This window comes from Lentibacillus songyuanensis, assembly GCF_039548255.1.
GTDB classification, from domain to species: Bacteria; Bacillota; Bacilli; order Bacillales; family Amphibacillaceae; genus Lentibacillus_C; species Lentibacillus_C songyuanensis.
In genome coordinates, this window is record NZ_JBCLVH010000001.1 from 269,284 (window position 1) to 287,196 (window position 17,913).

Genomic DNA, 17,913 nt, shown 5'->3' on the forward strand with positions numbered 1-17,913 from the left:
GCTTTATAAACCGTCAGATAACACAAAAGACAGCTGGTCATCTAACCAGCTGTCTTTTTATCTTCTACAATTCTTTTTTCCGGAACTTAGCAAGCACCTCGTACACAATTGGTACAATCACAAGTGTTAAGAGCGTTGAACTGATCAAGCCGCCGATAACGGTGATGCCGAGTCCTTTAGAAATTAGACCGCCGCCCTCTGCGCCAATCGCAAGCGGAATTAATGCGCCAATCGTCGCAAGTGCTGTCATCAGGATTGGACGAAGTCTTGTTGATCCTGCCTCCAGCAGTGCTTCTCTTGTCGCGAGTCCTTCTCTTTCTTGATGGATAACACGGTCAATTAAGACAATCGCATTTGTCACGACAATACCAATTAACATTAGTGCACCGATCATGGCTGATACACTCAATGGCTCGTTCGCGATCCATAAGGCAACGAGACTGCCAATAATCGTAAATGGCAACGAGAATAGGATAGCAAATGGTGCCAATGCGCCATGGAAGGTTACGACAAGTACAAAGTATACAATCGCAATTGCCGCGAGCATGGCCAAACCAAGTTGTGTGAAGGAATCATTGATTTCCTCCGTCACACCGCCGAAGTCTACGCTGACACCGCTTGGCGTGTCGAGTTTGTCAATTTTCTTCTGTACTTGAGCGGATACGGTTCCCGCATCATCGGTCTTAATGTCAGCTGAAACGGAAGCGACCATTTTGTTGTTCTGGCGCTCAATGGTATCTGGTGATTTTCCTTCCTTGACATCCATTACATCGCCGACTTTAATGGTTGTTCCAAGTGGCGTATCAATATCCATATTGGTTAAATCCTTGATACTCTTGTAATCTTTTTTCTCTACTTCCATATAGACGTCTACATCTTCCCCATCTTGCTTCACAGTGGTGATGGGGGAGTTTTCGCCCATGTCACTTAGGCTCATACCGATTTGTGCTGTTGTTAATCCGTATTTACTCAATTTTTTCTGATTGGCAACAAGCGTATATTGATCATACGCCTCGGAAATACTGGAATCGACTTTCTCTAGATCCTTGTTATCTTTCAGGATATCTTCCACGTCACCAGCAGTTTTTTGAATGTCTTTTAGGTTATCCCCGTAGACATATAACTCCATGCCACTTCCCATACTAGCGAAGTCCATGCTTTTCCATTCACCAATATCTGTTTGTTTGTTCAAGTCTTCGATGATTTTAGAACTTTCTTCATCAAAATTCTTATAGTCCTCGTCATATTCAATGAAGAATAGCGCGGAATTTTCTCCGCCACCCATTCCCATCATCGCCATCGGACTTCCGCCACCGAGCGAATATTGGTACGTGGTGATGCCATCGCGTTTGCTGATTAAATCTTCCGCATCAGCAGCAGTTGCTTCCGCTTCATCATGGGTTTCCCCTGGTTCCGGTGTATAGGTTGCCATGACCATTTTTTGTTCTTCGTCGGCCAGGAAGTTGACACCGATGAGCGGCAGCAGGAACAAGCTTAATACAAGCACAACCACTGCACCGCCAAAGGTAATAATTTTATGGTTTAATGCCCATTCTAAAATACGCTTATAAAAACGGGCTAGTGCGCTTGGTTTCTTTTCCGCTTTTTCGTTGTTACCGGCTGTTGAACTGTTTAATCGTTTTTTGAACAAAGAATGAGCCAGCATTGGTACGACCGTGATGGCTACGAGTAAGGATGCTGCCAGTGCAAATACGACGGCGAGCGCAAACGGCATGAATAATTCGCCTATTTGCCCGTGCACTAAGCCCATTGGCAAGAATACAGCAATCGTTACGATCGTCGATGACAAGATCGGGATGAACATTTGCCGTGTTGCTTCCCTGACCAATTCTTTGCCACGTAATTTCTCATCTGATAATGCCATACGCCGATAGATGTTTTCCATAACAACGATGGAGTCATCGATAACACGTCCAATGGCGACAGTTAATGCACCAAGGGTCATGATGTTTAAGGTGATGTCCATATAATGGAGCACAAAAATGGCAATCAATAATGATAATGGAATCGACACGATCGAGATAAGTGTCGTTTTAAAGCTTCTCAAGAACAATAAAATGATGATGACAGCAAAAATAATACCAAACAATGCCTTGTTCATCATGGTGCTGACAGATTCTTCAATTGGCTCCCCTTGGTCGAATGTGGACACTGAGGTGATCCCCAAGTCTTTTTCAAATTCGTCCATCTGGTCCTTTACGTCATTGACGACATTCACGGTATTCGCGTCTGCCGCTTTGACAACTTGGATACCAATGGAATCTTCGCCGTTGGTTCTGGAGATAGATTCTGATTCTTTTACAAGTTTAATATCAGCCAATTTATCTAAGGAGACGGTTGGGATTTCCGGCTGTTTATCCGCTTGTCCTTGCCCAGCGTCAGGCATTTGGCCTTGTTGGGCTTGATCAGTTCCCGGCATACCGTCTTGTTGTGCTGCATCACCGTCAGGCATCTGGTCTTGCATCCCAGCCATTTGATCTTGACTAGCCTGGCCTTGATCTGCCGGTGCAGGCGTATATGGTATCTTCAATTTCTTTAAGTCTTTGATACTAGCAACGTTTCCATCAATGACAAGGTTTTTCACTTCTTTATCAAAGTTGGTCAACCCTAACGGATAGGTGATGTCAGACCCTTGAATCAATTGCTGTACGGTCTCTTCTGTTAATCCGTACTTATCCAGTTTCTTTTGATCAAAGTCAATGGTCACTTTTTGTAATTGCTGTCCGGTCACCTGGACATCGGACACCCCATCGATGCCTTTTAATGCAGGCACGACATCTTTTTCTACTGTATTTGTCAATGCTTCCATCGATTGATCCGGGTTGCTGATACTCAAAGCAATGACCGGAAAGGCATTGATACTGAGACGTGAAACATTCGGGTCCTCTGCACCGTCAGGCAAGTCTGTGTTCGACACGGCCTCTTTCACTTCATTGAGTGCCTCATCCATGTCGGTATCAAAGTCAAATTCCAACTGAATGGACGATGCGTTGGCCATGGATGAGGAATAGACCGTTTCTATTCCTTCCAGATTTTGCACAGTTTGCTCGATTGGCTCGGACACTTTTTCCGTGACTTCATCCGGGGCTGCACCGGGATACGTCGTTACGACCGAGATATTTGGTAAGGTAATATCCGGCATGGTTTCCTGTTTCATGTTCATGCCAGAATAAAGTCCTGTAACAACAACTAGTATGGTAAGAATCCATATGGCGAACTTGTTGTTCAGGGCAAAGTTGATGATGCTTTTCAATTTCTCACACTCCCCTGTATGGTATGTTTCTATCTGTCTAATGCCATGTTTCGAACCCCATTCATTATTCCAAAATGTTTCCTGTGCTGACTGGTCAGTCATAAACGTTGCATAATACCTACGTCTATTTACTGGTTTTATTTGGAAACAACGATAATTCGGACAGATTTATGTTATAAAAGTCACATATCCTATATTAATTGACTCGGTGGTCTAAATCAAGGGATAAATACAAATATTATTCTTCAATTAATCCAACTTTTATATTTAGCGGGGTGAAAAGGCCCGACCGAATGAAGCGTCACTTTATTGACAAAATGTGACTAGCTGGTCATAATGAATAACAACAAGGAAAAAAAGGACTAACAAGCTAAAAAAACGGGTGAGGCTAAATGAGAGAAGATAAACAACAAGATATTATTGCATCTGCCATTCGATTGTCTGCCGAAAATGGTTTTTTCAATACGTCCGTCCAAGACATTGTTGAGGATTGTGGCATATCCAAAGGGGCGTTCTATCATTATTTTTCTTCAAAAGAAGCATTGCATGTTGCGATTTTCCAATATTATTTTGATCAGATAAAAGATATGTTCATTGCAATTGAGCAAGCAGATGTCGATCCACGCAATAAATTGCGCCAACAGTTGCGTGTACCATTTGAATTACTGGGTAAACATCGTGCGTTTTTCATTGTCTACTTACGTGAACAAAACTTTTCTATAAATAAGGAATTGCAAGATATTATGGATCAAAGCCGAAGAGAAATGCTTAGCTGGTACTGCCGAAATCTTAGGGAAATTTATGGTGAAAAAATCACACCTTACATTGCTGATATTATTTTGCTGACGGAAGGTATGCGAAATAGTTATTTAGCTACAATGTTATTTCATAATCTGGACTTCGAGGTCGATCGTGTTGCGGGATTTTTACTGAATCGAATTGATGATATCGTACAGGCCTTTGACCATGGAGAAAAACCTATTATAAATAAAAGTATCTTTGGACATTTGCTCCCGGAGGAGATGTGTTCAACCATGGATGGGAAGAGCCAAGCTGTTACTATGCTGGCAGAAATGGCGGAAAAACTAGAGGAAATGAATCTTTCCAACGAGCAAAAGGACGGTCTTCGTCATGTGGTGGATTTTCTTCAACATGAACTTGAAAAGCCAGAACTGGATCATTATGTCCTGCAGGGGATGTTAGCCAATTTGAAAGAGATTGGAGAGTTTGACAGGTATCGAGAGAGGATAGCTGAGTTGCTGGGGATAAGGGTTTTGTAAATGACGTCATGAAACACATCGTCTGCGTAAATAGGATGCTGCTCCTTTAAGGTTTACATTATTGCTTGGATGCTTTACGGATTGCTGCTCTATTCGCAAATTCCCGCACCTGCACCGGAGGTTATCGAAGGGGATGGTCATTATTTGTGCACAGTGGCTGTGAGAGGTCACAAACGGCTGGTAAAACCGCTGCGTGCCGGCATTCACCATGGAGAGCGAATTGCAGTATAGCGAGTGGGGGAGATAGATGCAGGAGTAAATGGCAATTAATTTCGCAACTTCTCGCGTACCATTCCTTCCTGCAATAAAACCAAATAAGTAACGGAAACCCGTCACTTATTGGTTACGAGGTTAGTTTTCTGATCGTAAAATTATCGTTCAGTAACGCCCAGTTTTGTGGATAAGGATAACCTAACGCCCAATAGCTAATGCCACGAAGGTTATATTGTTTTACCAAATCAAATTTGGCTTGGGCACTGCGGGCATCTTCAAACCATACCTCATGTGATTGACCTTGTTCATCTACATAGCGAAAGAATGGGGATTGTGCAGTTGTGTCATATTGAATCGATGCCCCATATTGAATGGCACGACGAATCGCTTCTTGTGGACTGAATGTTTCCGCCTCTTGCCCTTGGACATGGGGCGTCAACCAATCCCGTGCATAGATTTGAAAGCCCAGGAATATTTTTTCTGCGGGCATAACAGAGAGGGCATACTCTACCACCTGTCTCATTTGGTTGATGGGAGAGATAGCTTGAGGTGGGCCAAGCCGGTAACCCCATTCGTACGTCATTAAAATGACAAAATCAGCAATTCTGCCATGTGCTTCGTAGTCGTGTGCCTCGTATAACAGACCGCCTTGAGTTGCGCTTGTTTTAGGCGCAAGTGCTGTTGATACCAGATAGCCTTTTGGATGGAGACGGTCAACTGCTAATTGCAGAAAGCGATTATAATTCTCACGGTCTTCTGGCAGGACATTCTCAAAGTCGACATTTAAAACCTTATATCCCTTTTGATCCATTACTTGCAGGACGTTGGTAAGTACCTTATTTCGCAGCTGCGAATTACTCAAAATGAGATGAGCAACATTGGATCCCGTTTGGCTAGAAGTAAAATTGGTGATAGAAAGCATGGGTACAATATTTTCAGCTACGGCAGCTTGGATCATGCGCTGGTCGTTCATAGCTTGTAGAGTTCCATCTTCTTTGATCATATATGCAAATGGACTGAAATAAGTCAGTAAGTCACCGACCTCGTGCAAGCTGTTGACTGCATTTTCCTCCGATTGATACGTATAGGCATTTACTTCAATTACAGGTTTTCTGCTTGGGATTACTAAGTGTACGCCCGGATAAATCATGTTTTGGTTTGTCAGGCTGTTTTCACGCATGATCGCCTGAACTGTTGTACCATATCGGCTAGCAATTTGCGCTAAAGTCTCCCCGGGTTGAACAATATGTGGCATTGACGGGATAAATAAATTGGTTCCTTGTGAAAGGACATTCGGATTGGCGAGTTGATTTGCCTGGATAATGGTTTGTATGGAGACACCATATTGTTGGGCAATTGACCATAATGTTTCGCCGGCTTTTACTGTATGTGAAGTACCGGGCACAGGAATAACCAGTGATTGGCCAACCAATAATTGATTCGGATTAGGCAATCCGTTTATGTGCACAATGCCATTCATATCGACAGCATACCGGTTGGCGATTTGCCATAGTGTCTCGCCTGGGTGAACGACATGGATAATCATTGGGACACCTCCCTATTTTTTCATTACTGCATCTTATGTCATGACGTGTAAAGTGTGTATCTGCCTATATAAAAAATTACTTGCTGAAGCTAGGTGAAAAGAACCAGCGGTGCTGAAATTAAGTTATCCCACGACAGACATTCATCATGATAGTTCCCAGCTAATATGAATATTTAATTTCATACGAAATATCCAGTTAATTGTTTAGAAACGAAGGGTACATAGATAATGACCATCCTATAGGAGGGACTATACTAAGAAAGGAGATCAGTATGCTTACAAAGAAAACGCTAACAAAGGGTGTTGCGGCTTCTCTATTGACTGGTTCGGTATTGGGAATGGGAACATTAGCGACAGATGCACATGCGCAAGCGGATACGGAAACGGTTCCTCACGCGGATCACCAAACGATGAACCAGATAAATTCCACTGCCAATAAACATGTGATCGTCAATGGAACTGCTGCTGAAAACTATCTTAGACACCGACTGGGAATGGACGACAATAAGGATTTAGTATTTAGTGACATGGGTGGCATTCAAAATGACAAAAAAGGGTCATACTATGAGGTAAAATTAACCTCTAAATCTATGCAGGAAGCAGGCGGAACGGGTACAGTAAATATTTATAAGGTTTATCTAGATGGTACCTATACATCAGAATACTGATCCGCTCCACCTAGCTAATAAAGCCGAATTTCCTTTAACTTAGGAAATCGGCTTTATTATTTATTATTGACATAAGAGAATGTATTTGAGTGGACACGGTAAATATTCCACTAGAAGGAGATTGACTTAAAAAGCTGTATTTTTTCTATTGAAATGACATTTTCGTTATCATCTACTTTAGATTACTTCATTTTCTATTATGTTATTTATCAATATCCAGCTGTTCTATCGCAATTTCAGTCGCCTTTTTGATAAGCTCATCATCATAATCCGCATCCTGTTTATCTCGACTGGAAAGAATAGCGATAACAATCGGTTTTCTTTTGTCTGATGGCCATACAACAGCAATATCATTTCTTGTACCGTAGTTACCTGCCCCGGTCTTGTCACCTACCTGCCAACCATCGGGGACTCCTGCGCGTATCAGTGTATCTCCGGTTGTATTTCCCTTCAGCCACTCTATTAATAAGGACCGCTTGTCCTCAGGTAGCATGTCACTTAAAGTAAACGTTTGAAGATTTTTAGCCAGTGCTTTGGGGGTACTTGTATCACGGGTATCGCCTGGTGCGGCCTCGTTTAAATCAGGCTCGGTACGATTTACATTGGTAGTGTCATCGCCAATTTCTCTTAAGATTTCTTCCAGTCCATCAGGTCCCCCAAGTTCTGCAAATAAAAGATTTGCCGCCGTATTGTCACTGTAATGCAGGGCGGCTAGACAGATTTCTTCCAGTGTCATTCCGCTATCCACATGTTTTTCCGTGATAGGAGAATATGTTACTAAGTCTTTTTTAGAATACGTTATTACTTTTTCTAATTCTTCAACTGATTTTGTTTGTAAAATTGCACCTGCTGCCAGCGCCTTAAACGTGGAAGCATAAGCAAATCTTTCATCTGAATGGTATTCAACCGTCTGATCGGATCCTGTGTCAATTGCATATACACCAAGTCTTGCATCAAATTCATGCTCTAATTCCTTGAAGGCTTTCTGCTTGCCTGATGATGTTTCCTTTTCAACTTCCTTGCTTTTGTCTGCGCTATTAGAACATCCCATTAATCCTATTAATACAATAAGTAATAAGGGTAACAGCTTTTTATTAAGACGAACTCGATCATTTTTCATTCTAAAATTCCTCCTCCAATTTTATACAGATTACACGTGTAATTAAATATTACATTTGTAGTCCGAACGTGTCAATTGTTTTTTTAAGCAAAGTAGATTGATCACATGAATGTGGAATGATAAAATCAAATGTATTACAAATGTAATTTGAAAGACTTGTACTATTTTTGCTATAGTCAACGGTTTCAAGTTCAATCAACTGGCGGTAATATCTCATATGAAAAACATTAAAATGAAAAACATGCATACGGTACGGTTTTCATAACAGAACAAAAGAATGGAGGCGAAAATGATGTTTGGCACCAATCTAGCAATAGGTTTTCTCGTTTCTTCCATCACCATTGGATTTATTATGTTGATAAAGAAGTTATTTAAAAGACAATTATCCGCAAAATGGCAGTACAATCTGTGGTTCTTATTGCTGATTGCGCTGATGATTCCATTTATACCAAAGTTTTCTATTGCAGATCATATATTTAAAGACTTTCCCGGCAGTCAATCGTTGGAATCGAGTTCTGCTTCCGCAGCCACTGAAGCAGGCGGGCAGACACACACAAATTGGATGCAAGATTTTTCTATAACTGTAAACCAAACAAGTACTGAGCTGTTAAGCATAGTTTTTGCAAGCATATGGTTTGCTGGTGTTTTACTATTCACAGGACTTTCCATCCACGCTTGGATAAAACTAAAACGCATTAGAAAATCTGTTTATAAAGTAGAAAATAAAGAAATGGCCGAACTTTTCGAGGCGTGTAAACAGCAATTGAATATCGAAAAAAATATTATACTGGGCGTTTCACAAGAAGTTCGTTCCCCTCTGACTTTCGGGTTGCGTAAAACGTATGTGGTTCTGCCTGCGAATTTTGAAGAATGGCTTTCAAAAGAAGATATAAAGCATATTTTTCTACATGAATTAAATCATTATAAATATAAAGATATACTAACCAATTATTTAATGGTGTTCTATCAAATTATCTATTGGTTCAATCCTCTCGTCTGGATCGCTTTTAAAGAAATGCGGCTGGATCGAGAAATTGCATGTGATTATGCAGTACTAATGTCTTTGGATAAGCAAAGCCATACCAATTACGGCAATACTATTATTCATACTATCGATAAAACGTCAACGCTCCATTCCAACAGGCTGACGAATCAATTAAACGGATCAAAGAAGCAAATAACAAAGCGAATAAAAGAAATTGCATCATTTCAAACAGAATCCAATCTGTTGAAAGTAAAAAGCATCGGAATCTTTCTGATGGCAGGATTAATAGTTGTGTGTCAGGTTCCGTTCGTGTCTGTAATGGCAAGTGACAACGATCGTTATCGTCATTTCAACCATGAACAAACAACATACGAAGACCTAAGTGCGTATTTTAATGATTATGATGGCAGTTTTGTTTTATATGATTTGCAGGCAGATGCTTATCAAATTTACGATAAAGATAACAGTACAAAGCGAGTTTCTCCCGACTCTACCTACAAAATTTATAATGCTTTATTCGGATTGGAAGAGGGCGTTATAACAAGTGAGCAAAATACAATTGAATGGGATGGGACCGTGCATCCATATGACGAGTGGAATCAAGATCAGAACTTGGCAACAGCGATAAGCCATTCTGTCAATTGGTATTTTCAACAGATAGATAGCGAGGTAGGATTAAAGACGATTCAATCTTACGTCAACCGAATCCATTATGGGAATCAAGATGTTTCTGGTGGTGTAGAGCAATATTGGCTGGAATCAACGTTAAAAATCTCTCCAATTGAACAAGTGCAGTTATTACAGTCTTTTTATCATAATACCTTTAACTTCCAAGAACACCATATTCAAGCTGTCAAAAATGCACTTCAAATGGAGGAGAAAGATGGCGCTATTCTCTATGGTAAAACCGGAACAGGGAATGTTAACGGAAAAGATATAAATGGCTGGTTCATCGGTTTTGTCGAGACAGGTACAAATACGTATTTCTTCGCAACAAATATACAGGATAGGGATCATGCATCTGGAAGTACAGCAGCAGAAATAACCTTATCTATTTTAAAGAATAAGCAAATTTACGAGTAATGGAGGATGAGTCATGTCTAAAAAGGTGCCAAATATCTCTGAAGCAGAATGGGAAGTCATGAATGTATTGTGGCAGAAGGCTCCACAAACGGCAAGCGAAGTCATTGCTTTCTTACAAGAACAGACAGAATGGAAAGCAAAAACGGTACGGACACTGCTAGATCGATTGGTTCACAAAAATGTTGTCGGCGTAAATAAAAATAAACGGATATATACTTTTTACCCTCTCTATTCCCAAGATGATTGTCAACGCGCAGAAACAGAATCATTTATAAAGCGGATTTATGGCGGAACGGTAAAATCCATGCTCGTTCAATTTATTGAAGATGATGCTTTATCTGCTGAAGATATTGAGGAATTAAGATCGATGTTAAAGGAACAGCCAAAAAAGAAGAAATAATAAATGTTGTAATCACTTTATTTTCTGGAGCCGGACATGGCCTATTTTGGAATGAGTAAAATGGCGCCTAATTTTTTATGCTTTCTTCTAAAAAAGACACTGTACTACCAGATAGCACAGTGTCTTCTCAAAAAATATATTTTAATTTCGAACCAGGTAATCAAATGCCCCTAAGGAAGCTGTGGCACCTGAACCCATGGAAATAATAATTTGCTTATACGCCTGATTGGTGCAGTCTCCAGCGGCAAACACGCCAGGAACATTCGTTGCACCTTGGCTATCAACAACGATTTCGCCGAACTTATTCCGTTCCACCGCGTCACCTAACCATTCTGTGTTTGGAACGAGACCGATTTGAACAAATACACCAGAGAGTTCGATATGGTGTTCTGTTTCTGTTTCGCGGTCAACGTAGGTAATTCCGTTTACATTGTCTGTTCCGGTAATTTCTGTTGTTTGTGCACTAGTGACGACTGTTACGTTCGATAAGCTGTGAAGGCGATCTTGTAGCACGGAATCAGCCTTTAGTGCTGGTGCAAATTCCAACACGGTAACATGGTTTACAATTCCTGCCAGATCAATGGCTGCTTCCACACCGGAATTGCCACCGCCAATAACAGCAACGTCTTTTCCTTCAAATATTGGGCCATCACAGTGCGGGCAGTATGCAACACCCTTATTCTTAAACTCAGCTTCACCAGGCACACCAATATTACGCCAGCGGGCTCCGGTTGAAAGAATAACAGTTTTACTTGTTAGGACTGCACCATTTTCCAGTTCGATTTCAACGGCATCTTTCTTTTCTAATCGTTTGGCCATTTGTACATTCATCACATCAATATCGTATTCGTTGACGTGTTCTTCCAGACTTGCTGCGAACTGAGGACCTTCCGTACGCTTGACACTGATAAAGTTCTCAATGCCTGCCGTATCGAGAACCTGTCCACCAATACGATCGGCAACAATGCCTGTACGAATACCTTTACGTGCAGCATAAATGGCTGCACTTGCTCCAGCTGGACCCCCACCGACAACAAGCACATCGAATGGATCTTTATCAGCAAAATCCGATGCGTCTGGCGCACTTCCCAGCTTAGCTAGGATTTCTTCCAGTGACATACGGCCATCAGCAAACGGCTCTCCATTAAGGAAAATACTAGGTACAGCCATGACGTCTTTTGCTTCTTCTTTAAATGTAGCACCATCAATCATGGTATGCGTGATTCCTGGGTTAAGAACACTCATTAGATTGAGTGCCTGTACCACATCCGGGCACTTTGTACAGCTCAGGCTAATGTAGGTTTCAAAGTGATAATTGCCGTCGAGGCTTTTAATCTGTTCAATCGTTTTCTCATCCGCTTTTGGAGCTCGTCCACTCACCTGCAAGAGAGCCAGCACGAGTGACGTAAATTCATGTCCAAGCGGGATGCCGGCAAACGTGATCCCGGTGTCTTCCCCGATGCGATTGACACTGAAGCTTGGTGTCCGTTTAAGCTCAGCGTGTTCCACTTTAATGTTGGAGGACATGGTAGCTAATTCGTCCACCAGCTCCAACATATTGCGAGAGGTCTCATCGGACCCCGCGCTAACTTTGAGAAGTACATCGCCCTCCATCATTTCCAGATATTGGGCTAATTGTGCTTTTATATTTGCATCAAGTAACATGTGTCATGCACTCCTTATATTTTTCCTACAAGGTCAAGGCTAGGCTTAAGGGTTTCAGTGCCTTCTTGCCATTTTGCCGGGCAAACTTCACCTGGATTGTTACGAACATATTGTGCTGCTTTAATCTTATCAATAAGTGTACTAGCATCACGGCCGATGCCATCCGCATTGATTTCAGCAGCTTGTACCACACCATCTGGATCAATGATGAATGTACCACGTTGTGCAAGTCCAATTTTCTCATCGAGTACATCAAAATTGCGGGAAATAGTTTGTGATGGATCACCAATCATTGTGTATTCAATTTTATTGATCGCATCTGAATGATCGTGCCATGCTTTGTGAACAAAATGGGTATCCGTAGAAACGGAATATACTTCAACACCAAGTTTTTTCAGTTCTGCATATTGGTTCTGAAGGTCTTCAAGTTCAGTAGGGCATACGAATGAGAAGTCTGCTGGGTAGAAGCAAACAATGCTCCACTGTTCTTTTAGATTTTCATCGGTAACGTCGATAAATTCACCGTTAGCGCTATTGTACGCTTGCGCTTTGAATGGCTGTATTTCTTTTCCGATTAGAGACATAATAATCTTCCTCCTGGTGTGTATTAGAATTTTATAGTGTGTGAAAGCAATAATGACAATTTATTTTTTAACATTATTGTTTAACTATAATAATTACAATCTGAATTCAATTATATAGTAGTCATGTATTTTGTCAACCGTAATGCATGATGTTACTAGGATTTGCGCTAATTAGTGTTTATAATGTTTTGAAATGATAGTCAACTCGACAATGAGAGGCAGAAACACGCCGATGATACGAACATAAGGGATAATTGTTTAGATGATAAATTTGATTCTCAACTGTAATTGTTATTTATTGATTAACGGCTACTTAGGAACTTACTGCCTATGATTAATTGAACAGGTTAGAAACGCCAAAATAGGTTGACGTGGAATAAATAAAAACCAATAAGGGAGAATATATGGACAACCCATAAAAATAATGAATCGGACGTGTCATGCCAGAGTCAAAAACCATTCTCAGAACTCCTATGCAGGTATATTATCCTAATATTCGTTTTAATCTAAATATGAACATAAATATTTCTATCTATGAAGGAATCTGATAAGATAAAGATGCGTTGTGATTTTTAAATAAGAAAAGATGTGGTCAGGTTGTGTCTTGACTTGTTAATGATTGAGCAGGAATGCATGCATTTTTTCTGTAAATATAAGATGTAAGGAAGGTAAACATGAATAATAGACATTCTACATCATCAGACGTTATCTTAATCGGTGCCGGAATCATGAGCGCAACATTGGGGTCACTATTAAACGAGTTGGCACCGGATTGGAAGGTCACTGTATTTGAAAAATTGGATAAACCAGCGGTAGAAAGCTCGAATGAATGGAATAATGCGGGAACAGGACACTCTGCATTGTGCGAGCTTAATTATACCACCGAAAAGTCAGATGGGTCGATTGATATTAGCAAGGCTATCACTATTAATGAGCAGTTTCAGCTTTCGAAGCAATTTTGGTCTTATCTTGTGGGAAAGCAATTGATAAGCAATCCGCATGATTTTATCAATGTTCTGCCACATATGAGTTTGGTACACGGAGAAGATAATGTTCAATTCCTGAAAAAACGTTTTGAAGCCCTGTCTAGCAATCCGCTCTTTCAGGGAATGGAGTTTTCCGATGATCCGGAAAAACTAAAGGAATGGATTCCACTTATCATGAGGGATCGGGCGCTAGATCATCCGATGGCAGCTACTAAAATTGACAGCGGAACCGATGTCAATTTTGGCTCGTTGACGCGCAAGCTGTTAGGTCATTTGAAGAACCAAGGTGTCGATATTAATTACAATAATACGGTAGAAGATATCCAACGTACCGATGATGGTTCGTGGGAAGTGAAAGTGCGGAATTTTGCCGACGATACCTTAGAATACCATACAGCTAAATTCGTCTTTATCGGTGCTGGCGGAGGAGCGTTGCCTTTATTGCAAAAAACGGATATTCCGGAAAGTAAACATTTTGGAGGTTTCCCTGTAAGCGGATTATTCCTGGTATGTAACAACCCAGAGGTAATCGAGCAGCACCATGCAAAAGTATACGGTAAAGCCGCGGTTGGCGCCCCGCCAATGTCTGTGCCGCATTTGGACACACGCTACATCGACAACCAAAAAACGTTATTATTTGGACCGTTTGCTGGTTTTTCACCAAAGTTCTTGAAAACAGGATCCAATATGGATTTATTAGGTTCGGTAAAACGGGATAATGTTTTCACGATGTTAGCGGCAGGTGCTAAAAACATTCCACTGACAAAGTATCTGGTCCAACAGCTGATGTTATCGAAGGAACAACGAATCAACGAATTGCGAGAATTTATTCCAGATGCAAAAAGTGAAGATTGGGATACCGTGACAGCAGGCCAGCGTGTACAGGTAATTAAGGATACAAAGGGCGGGAAAGGAACGCTTCAATTTGGTACTGAGCTTGTTAGTGCGGCTGATGGTTCCGTCGCTGCATTGCTTGGTGCGTCTCCTGGTGCATCCACCGCCGTTCATGTCGTGCTTGATCTGTTCAGTAGATGCTTCCCGGAGCGACTTCAAGAATGGGAACCAAAAATAAGAGAAATTATTCCTTCTTATGGTAAGTCGCTGTCTGAACATCCGGAGCTTATTCAAGAAATACAGACTGCAACAGCGCAAGCACTTGGGCTGAGCGAGGATTCACCGTTACAGACAGTGGATTAAAATGTTTTATAGATTGTATAGGGTGATTGAATATATTTTAAGGGCCTCTCACACGTTGTGGGAAGCCTCTTTTTTTTGAACAGGAACAATAAGCTGCTAAGGTTTATCTGTGCTGTGCTGGCTTACTGCATTTCATCATGGTTAGCCATGAAATTAAGGCAACAGACTAATCTGATGCAAACGATCTGCTGGCCAACTTTATTTCGTTTACTAGCCTTCGTATGGCTCTAAATACAGGGATCTCATTATTTATCCCGCCTTAACGGGCAGTAAGACCCCCACTTCAAGGTTTTGAGGTGAAACTAAAAAGATAAGTGGGGGTCAACTACATGACAAAGGTCCGATTCTGTTCAACTAACATTCAGTGGTGGAGAAAGGGAAACCCCCACTGAATGAAGTTTCACTTTATCTCGCCTTAACGGGCAGTAAGACTCCCACTTCAAGGTTTTGAGGTAAAACTAAAAAAGATAAGTGGGGTCAACTGCCTGTAAAGGTCCGATTCTGTTCAACTAACATTCAGTGGTGGAGAAAGGGAAACCCCACTGAATGAAGTTTCACTTTAAATACGAAACAGTGTCTTAACTGATTGATAATTCTCTCGATCTAAATTGGCTATAATTGCTTCCCGATAATCTTCCAGGGGATATTCATGTGTGATTAATTGTTCAATTGGATAGTCCGGATGCTGGCTGATCAGGTCTAAGAGCAGTTCCTGTGTGGTTGCTTCCTTCCCTTGCCAGGTTTCCTTTTTGGCATACGCATGGGTGCCTAACACAGATAGTTCATTTGCCCAAACAAAGCTCCAATCGAGATCTTTAATTTGTCCTGCACATCCTACCAGTGTCACCTTCCCACGCTCACGTGTCATGCGTAGGGAATCATCAAGGCTTATTTTACTGCCAATGCAATCAAAAACGCTGTCAAAACCTCCGACGAAGACATCTCGTCCAAGAGCAGGTTTCAGTCGTGATGTTTCAGGCATGGTTAAAACGGAATCTTCTAGTTGTTCTCGGCTTGTTAACCCTTCTTTGACACCGAGTTTTAATCCCATCTCTTTCTGGTATTCCAACAGACTCAATTGGGTGATATGGCAGTCGATCTCAAGCAGGTGGATTGCTGCGATGACCGTATATGCAATCATGCCACCACCGATCACAAGTACGTGCTCTCCATTTTTAGGCGGGTGCCGTAGTAGCGCATGTAGACCAACACTTAACGGTTCGGACATAGCTGCAACCTTGTCGGGTATGGCATCTGGCAATGGTATGGCCATGGATTCATGGATAACGAGGGATTCCCCCCACCCGCCAGGTAAATCGTTACAGAATCCAAGAATCATCCCAGGTCCAAATGCATCTGATCCGCTTTTGTACCGGCATAAGCTATGCATCCCCTTTTGGCATGCAGGACAAAGCACTTTTCTTCCACGGACTTCGCAATTGATATAAGGATCGATTGTAATTCTTTGGCCTACATCAACCTTTTTTACATTATCGCCAACCTCAGTCACAATGCCAACAATTTCATGCCCGAGTACAGATGGGAAAGAATTAAATGGGGTTAGCGCTGGCGATGTTTTATATAATATTGCACCCATATCTGATCCGCATACACCAGAATAAATCGGTTTTACTTTCAGCCAATTATCGTTTGGAAGGACTGGCTCTTCTACTTGACTTAGTGATAATCCCGATGGTTTCCCATAATACAGCGAAGGAAAATGTTTGCCAAGCGCTTTTGCAGCTATATATTTTGGTATGACTAAGTCGTAAACGATTCCTTTCATTCCTGATCGCCAACACTTTTCGGCCTTTTAATGGTGCCAAATGCAACTTTCTTTTGTCTAAATGATGGTTTTGGTCCTATTAAAGGGAATCTCGGTGACCATTCGGAACTTGGAAAAATTTGTGGAAGCCTTGGATTTTCCTTGCTTGGATCAGCCACTAATTTTTCCTGGACCATGGAATTGTATTGCCGGGCAGTCTCTTCAAGGGTATTCCCATTGATTACAACGTCAAATCCGGTTTTCTTCGCATAGGACCTTAACGCGCGGACACCGCTTTCTGCTGGTGCATAGCATTCTGCTGCAATCCCGTTCTCGCTGGAGACCCAGATCCCTGTGTCCGTATTGACGACCAACGAATGATTGCCCAGCGTATGGCCCGGGGTGAACATCAGCATGACACCTGATCCCAAAAGGACATCGCCTTCTGTAAACAGGAGTCGATCCTCAGGTATGTCCTCGAATTGCTCCGGTTGATACCAAATCGTTTGCAATGGGTGAAGGTGTGGCAGTATATCCCATTCTTTTTGTTGAACAATCAGTTTTGCATTAGGGAAATAAGGTTTGATTGGTTCATTTGGACTGATATCGGCTTGTGGTTTTGTTGTGCCTATCCATCGGCGTACATCCTGCGTGTGCAGATGATCATAGGTGATAAAGTCAACATCCTCTGGTTTCAGCCCCGCCTGTTTTAAATATTCTTCTACCGTTCCGTGAAACTTGGAAACTACCTTTTTACTTACAAACTCACCAAACTTTTTTACCGATGCAGCAAAATATGGCGTCTCCGCACTGAGATCTGCTTCCGTTGGTTCATTTAATAGTGTCCAGGTACGACCCTCTGCCTCCCATTGGACAATGAACATCCGGTTTTTAAACCAAAGAAATGGCGACAGACTCTTTTTTGCCCGCCATAAGCCATATTGAACTTCCCATGGAACCGTAACTAGGTCATACGAATGGAATGCCGATGCCTTACCGGTTGTTTTAAACCATTTTTTAAAAGCTGGTACAGCCTCTTTGATTTTTTTTAATTGTCTGCCTGGATTCGGATCCGCATGGGCTTCTTCAAAGTGTGGAATCCGTTGAAATTCCGGTGTTTTCACAACTTCCATTGTTTTCATGGTAA

13 protein-coding genes are annotated in these 17,913 nt (G+C 41.6%); 6 read left to right on the forward strand and 7 right to left on the reverse strand.

Annotated elements, in window-relative coordinates:
- Positions 1 to 64 precede the first annotated feature (64 nt).
- Positions 65 to 3,274, reverse strand: a complete 3,210-nt coding sequence (locus WMZ97_RS01280) for an efflux RND transporter permease subunit (RefSeq protein WP_343270237.1) — start codon at positions 3,272 to 3,274, stop codon at positions 65 to 67.
- 392 nt (positions 3,275 to 3,666) lie between these two features.
- Here WMZ97_RS01280 and WMZ97_RS01285 point away from each other — a divergent pair, with 392 nt between their 5' ends.
- Both WMZ97_RS01285 and WMZ97_RS01290 read left to right on the forward strand, forming a co-directional pair.
- Complete coding sequence (locus WMZ97_RS01285; protein WP_343270238.1) at positions 3,667 to 4,554, forward strand: TetR/AcrR family transcriptional regulator; 888 nt, start codon at positions 3,667 to 3,669, stop codon at positions 4,552 to 4,554.
- A gap of 69 nt (positions 4,555 to 4,623) precedes the next feature.
- Positions 4,624 to 4,785, forward strand: a complete 162-nt coding sequence (locus WMZ97_RS01290) for a DUF6688 family protein (RefSeq protein WP_405027640.1) — start codon at positions 4,624 to 4,626, stop codon at positions 4,783 to 4,785.
- Positions 4,786 to 4,897: 112 nt separating this feature from the next.
- On the opposite strand, the gene WMZ97_RS01295 is transcribed toward WMZ97_RS01290, so the two are convergent.
- The gene (locus WMZ97_RS01295) at positions 4,898 to 6,313 is read right to left on the reverse strand and encodes a LysM peptidoglycan-binding domain-containing protein (RefSeq protein ID WP_343270239.1); all 1,416 of its coding nucleotides are present in this window, start codon (positions 6,311 to 6,313) and stop codon (positions 4,898 to 4,900) included.
- A 272-nt stretch (positions 6,314 to 6,585) separates the two neighbouring features.
- Here WMZ97_RS01295 and WMZ97_RS01300 point away from each other — a divergent pair, with 272 nt between their 5' ends.
- Positions 6,586 to 6,981: a hypothetical protein gene (locus tag WMZ97_RS01300; protein ID WP_343270240.1), complete on the forward strand. Its 396-nt coding sequence runs from the start codon at positions 6,586 to 6,588 to the stop codon at positions 6,979 to 6,981.
- Between the two features lie 202 nt (positions 6,982 to 7,183).
- Here WMZ97_RS01300 and bla read toward each other — a convergent pair whose 3' ends face one another.
- A complete protein-coding gene (bla, locus tag WMZ97_RS01305) occupies positions 7,184 to 8,101 on the reverse strand; it encodes a class A beta-lactamase (protein ID WP_343270241.1) in 918 nt (305 codons plus the stop codon).
- Between the two features lie 289 nt (positions 8,102 to 8,390).
- Here bla and WMZ97_RS01310 point away from each other — a divergent pair, with 289 nt between their 5' ends.
- Complete coding sequence (locus tag WMZ97_RS01310; protein WP_343270242.1) at positions 8,391 to 10,169, forward strand: BlaR1 family beta-lactam sensor/signal transducer; 1,779 nt, start codon at positions 8,391 to 8,393, stop codon at positions 10,167 to 10,169.
- 13 nt (positions 10,170 to 10,182) lie between these two features.
- Entirely contained in the window at positions 10,183 to 10,569 is a 387-nt protein-coding gene (gene blaI, locus WMZ97_RS01315; RefSeq protein ID WP_343270243.1) for a penicillinase repressor BlaI, read from the forward strand.
- 141 nt (positions 10,570 to 10,710) lie between these two features.
- Here blaI and ahpF read toward each other — a convergent pair whose 3' ends face one another.
- Positions 10,711 to 12,234 carry an alkyl hydroperoxide reductase subunit F gene (gene ahpF, locus WMZ97_RS01320; RefSeq protein ID WP_343270244.1) on the reverse strand — a complete coding sequence of 508 codons (1,524 nt, stop codon included), beginning with the start codon at positions 12,232 to 12,234 and terminating at the stop codon, positions 10,711 to 10,713.
- 14 nt (positions 12,235 to 12,248) lie between these two features.
- Complete coding sequence (ahpC, locus tag WMZ97_RS01325; RefSeq protein ID WP_343270245.1) at positions 12,249 to 12,818, reverse strand: alkyl hydroperoxide reductase subunit C; 570 nt, start codon at positions 12,816 to 12,818, stop codon at positions 12,249 to 12,251.
- Positions 12,819 to 13,492: 674 nt separating this feature from the next.
- Here ahpC and WMZ97_RS01330 point away from each other — a divergent pair.
- Positions 13,493 to 15,001, forward strand: a complete 1,509-nt coding sequence (locus WMZ97_RS01330; RefSeq protein WP_343270246.1) for a malate:quinone oxidoreductase — start codon at positions 13,493 to 13,495, stop codon at positions 14,999 to 15,001.
- 559 nt (positions 15,002 to 15,560) lie between these two features.
- Here WMZ97_RS01330 and WMZ97_RS01335 read toward each other — a convergent pair.
- Both WMZ97_RS01335 and WMZ97_RS01340 read right to left on the reverse strand, forming a co-directional pair.
- Entirely contained in the window at positions 15,561 to 16,787 is a 1,227-nt protein-coding gene (locus WMZ97_RS01335) for a zinc-dependent alcohol dehydrogenase (protein WP_343270247.1), read from the reverse strand.
- Positions 16,784 to 17,908: an MBL fold metallo-hydrolase gene (locus tag WMZ97_RS01340; protein ID WP_343270248.1), complete on the reverse strand. Its 1,125-nt coding sequence runs from the start codon at positions 17,906 to 17,908 to the stop codon at positions 16,784 to 16,786. The genes WMZ97_RS01335 and WMZ97_RS01340 overlap by 4 nt, the downstream gene beginning before the upstream one ends.
- Positions 17,909 to 17,913 lie beyond the last annotated feature (5 nt).

What these genes read in the sequence shown, in the direction of transcription:
- WMZ97_RS01295 (WP_343270239.1), bottom strand. Translation starts at nt 6,313, where the DNA reads ATGATTATCCATGTCGTTCACCCAGGCGAGACACTATGGCAAATCGCC.
- WMZ97_RS01290 (WP_405027640.1), top strand. Translation starts at nt 4,624, where the DNA reads ATGCTTTACGGATTGCTGCTCTATTCGCAAATTCCCGCACCTGCACCG.
- WMZ97_RS01330 (WP_343270246.1), top strand. Translation starts at nt 13,493, where the DNA reads ATGAATAATAGACATTCTACATCATCAGACGTTATCTTAATCGGTGCC.
- blaI (WP_343270243.1), top strand. Translation starts at nt 10,183, where the DNA reads ATGTCTAAAAAGGTGCCAAATATCTCTGAAGCAGAATGGGAAGTCATG.
- WMZ97_RS01335 (WP_343270247.1), bottom strand. Translation starts at nt 16,787, where the DNA reads ATGAAAGGAATCGTTTACGACTTAGTCATACCAAAATATATAGCTGCA.
- ahpC (WP_343270245.1), bottom strand. Translation starts at nt 12,818, where the DNA reads ATGTCTCTAATCGGAAAAGAAATACAGCCATTCAAAGCGCAAGCGTAC.
- ahpF (WP_343270244.1), bottom strand. Translation starts at nt 12,234, where the DNA reads ATGTTACTTGATGCAAATATAAAAGCACAATTAGCCCAATATCTGGAA.
- WMZ97_RS01285 (WP_343270238.1), top strand. Translation starts at nt 3,667, where the DNA reads ATGAGAGAAGATAAACAACAAGATATTATTGCATCTGCCATTCGATTG.
- WMZ97_RS01310 (WP_343270242.1), top strand. Translation starts at nt 8,391, where the DNA reads ATGATGTTTGGCACCAATCTAGCAATAGGTTTTCTCGTTTCTTCCATC.
- WMZ97_RS01300 (WP_343270240.1), top strand. Translation starts at nt 6,586, where the DNA reads ATGCTTACAAAGAAAACGCTAACAAAGGGTGTTGCGGCTTCTCTATTG.
- WMZ97_RS01340 (WP_343270248.1), bottom strand. Translation starts at nt 17,908, where the DNA reads ATGAAAACAATGGAAGTTGTGAAAACACCGGAATTTCAACGGATTCCA.
- bla (WP_343270241.1), bottom strand. Translation starts at nt 8,101, where the DNA reads ATGAAAAATGATCGAGTTCGTCTTAATAAAAAGCTGTTACCCTTATTA.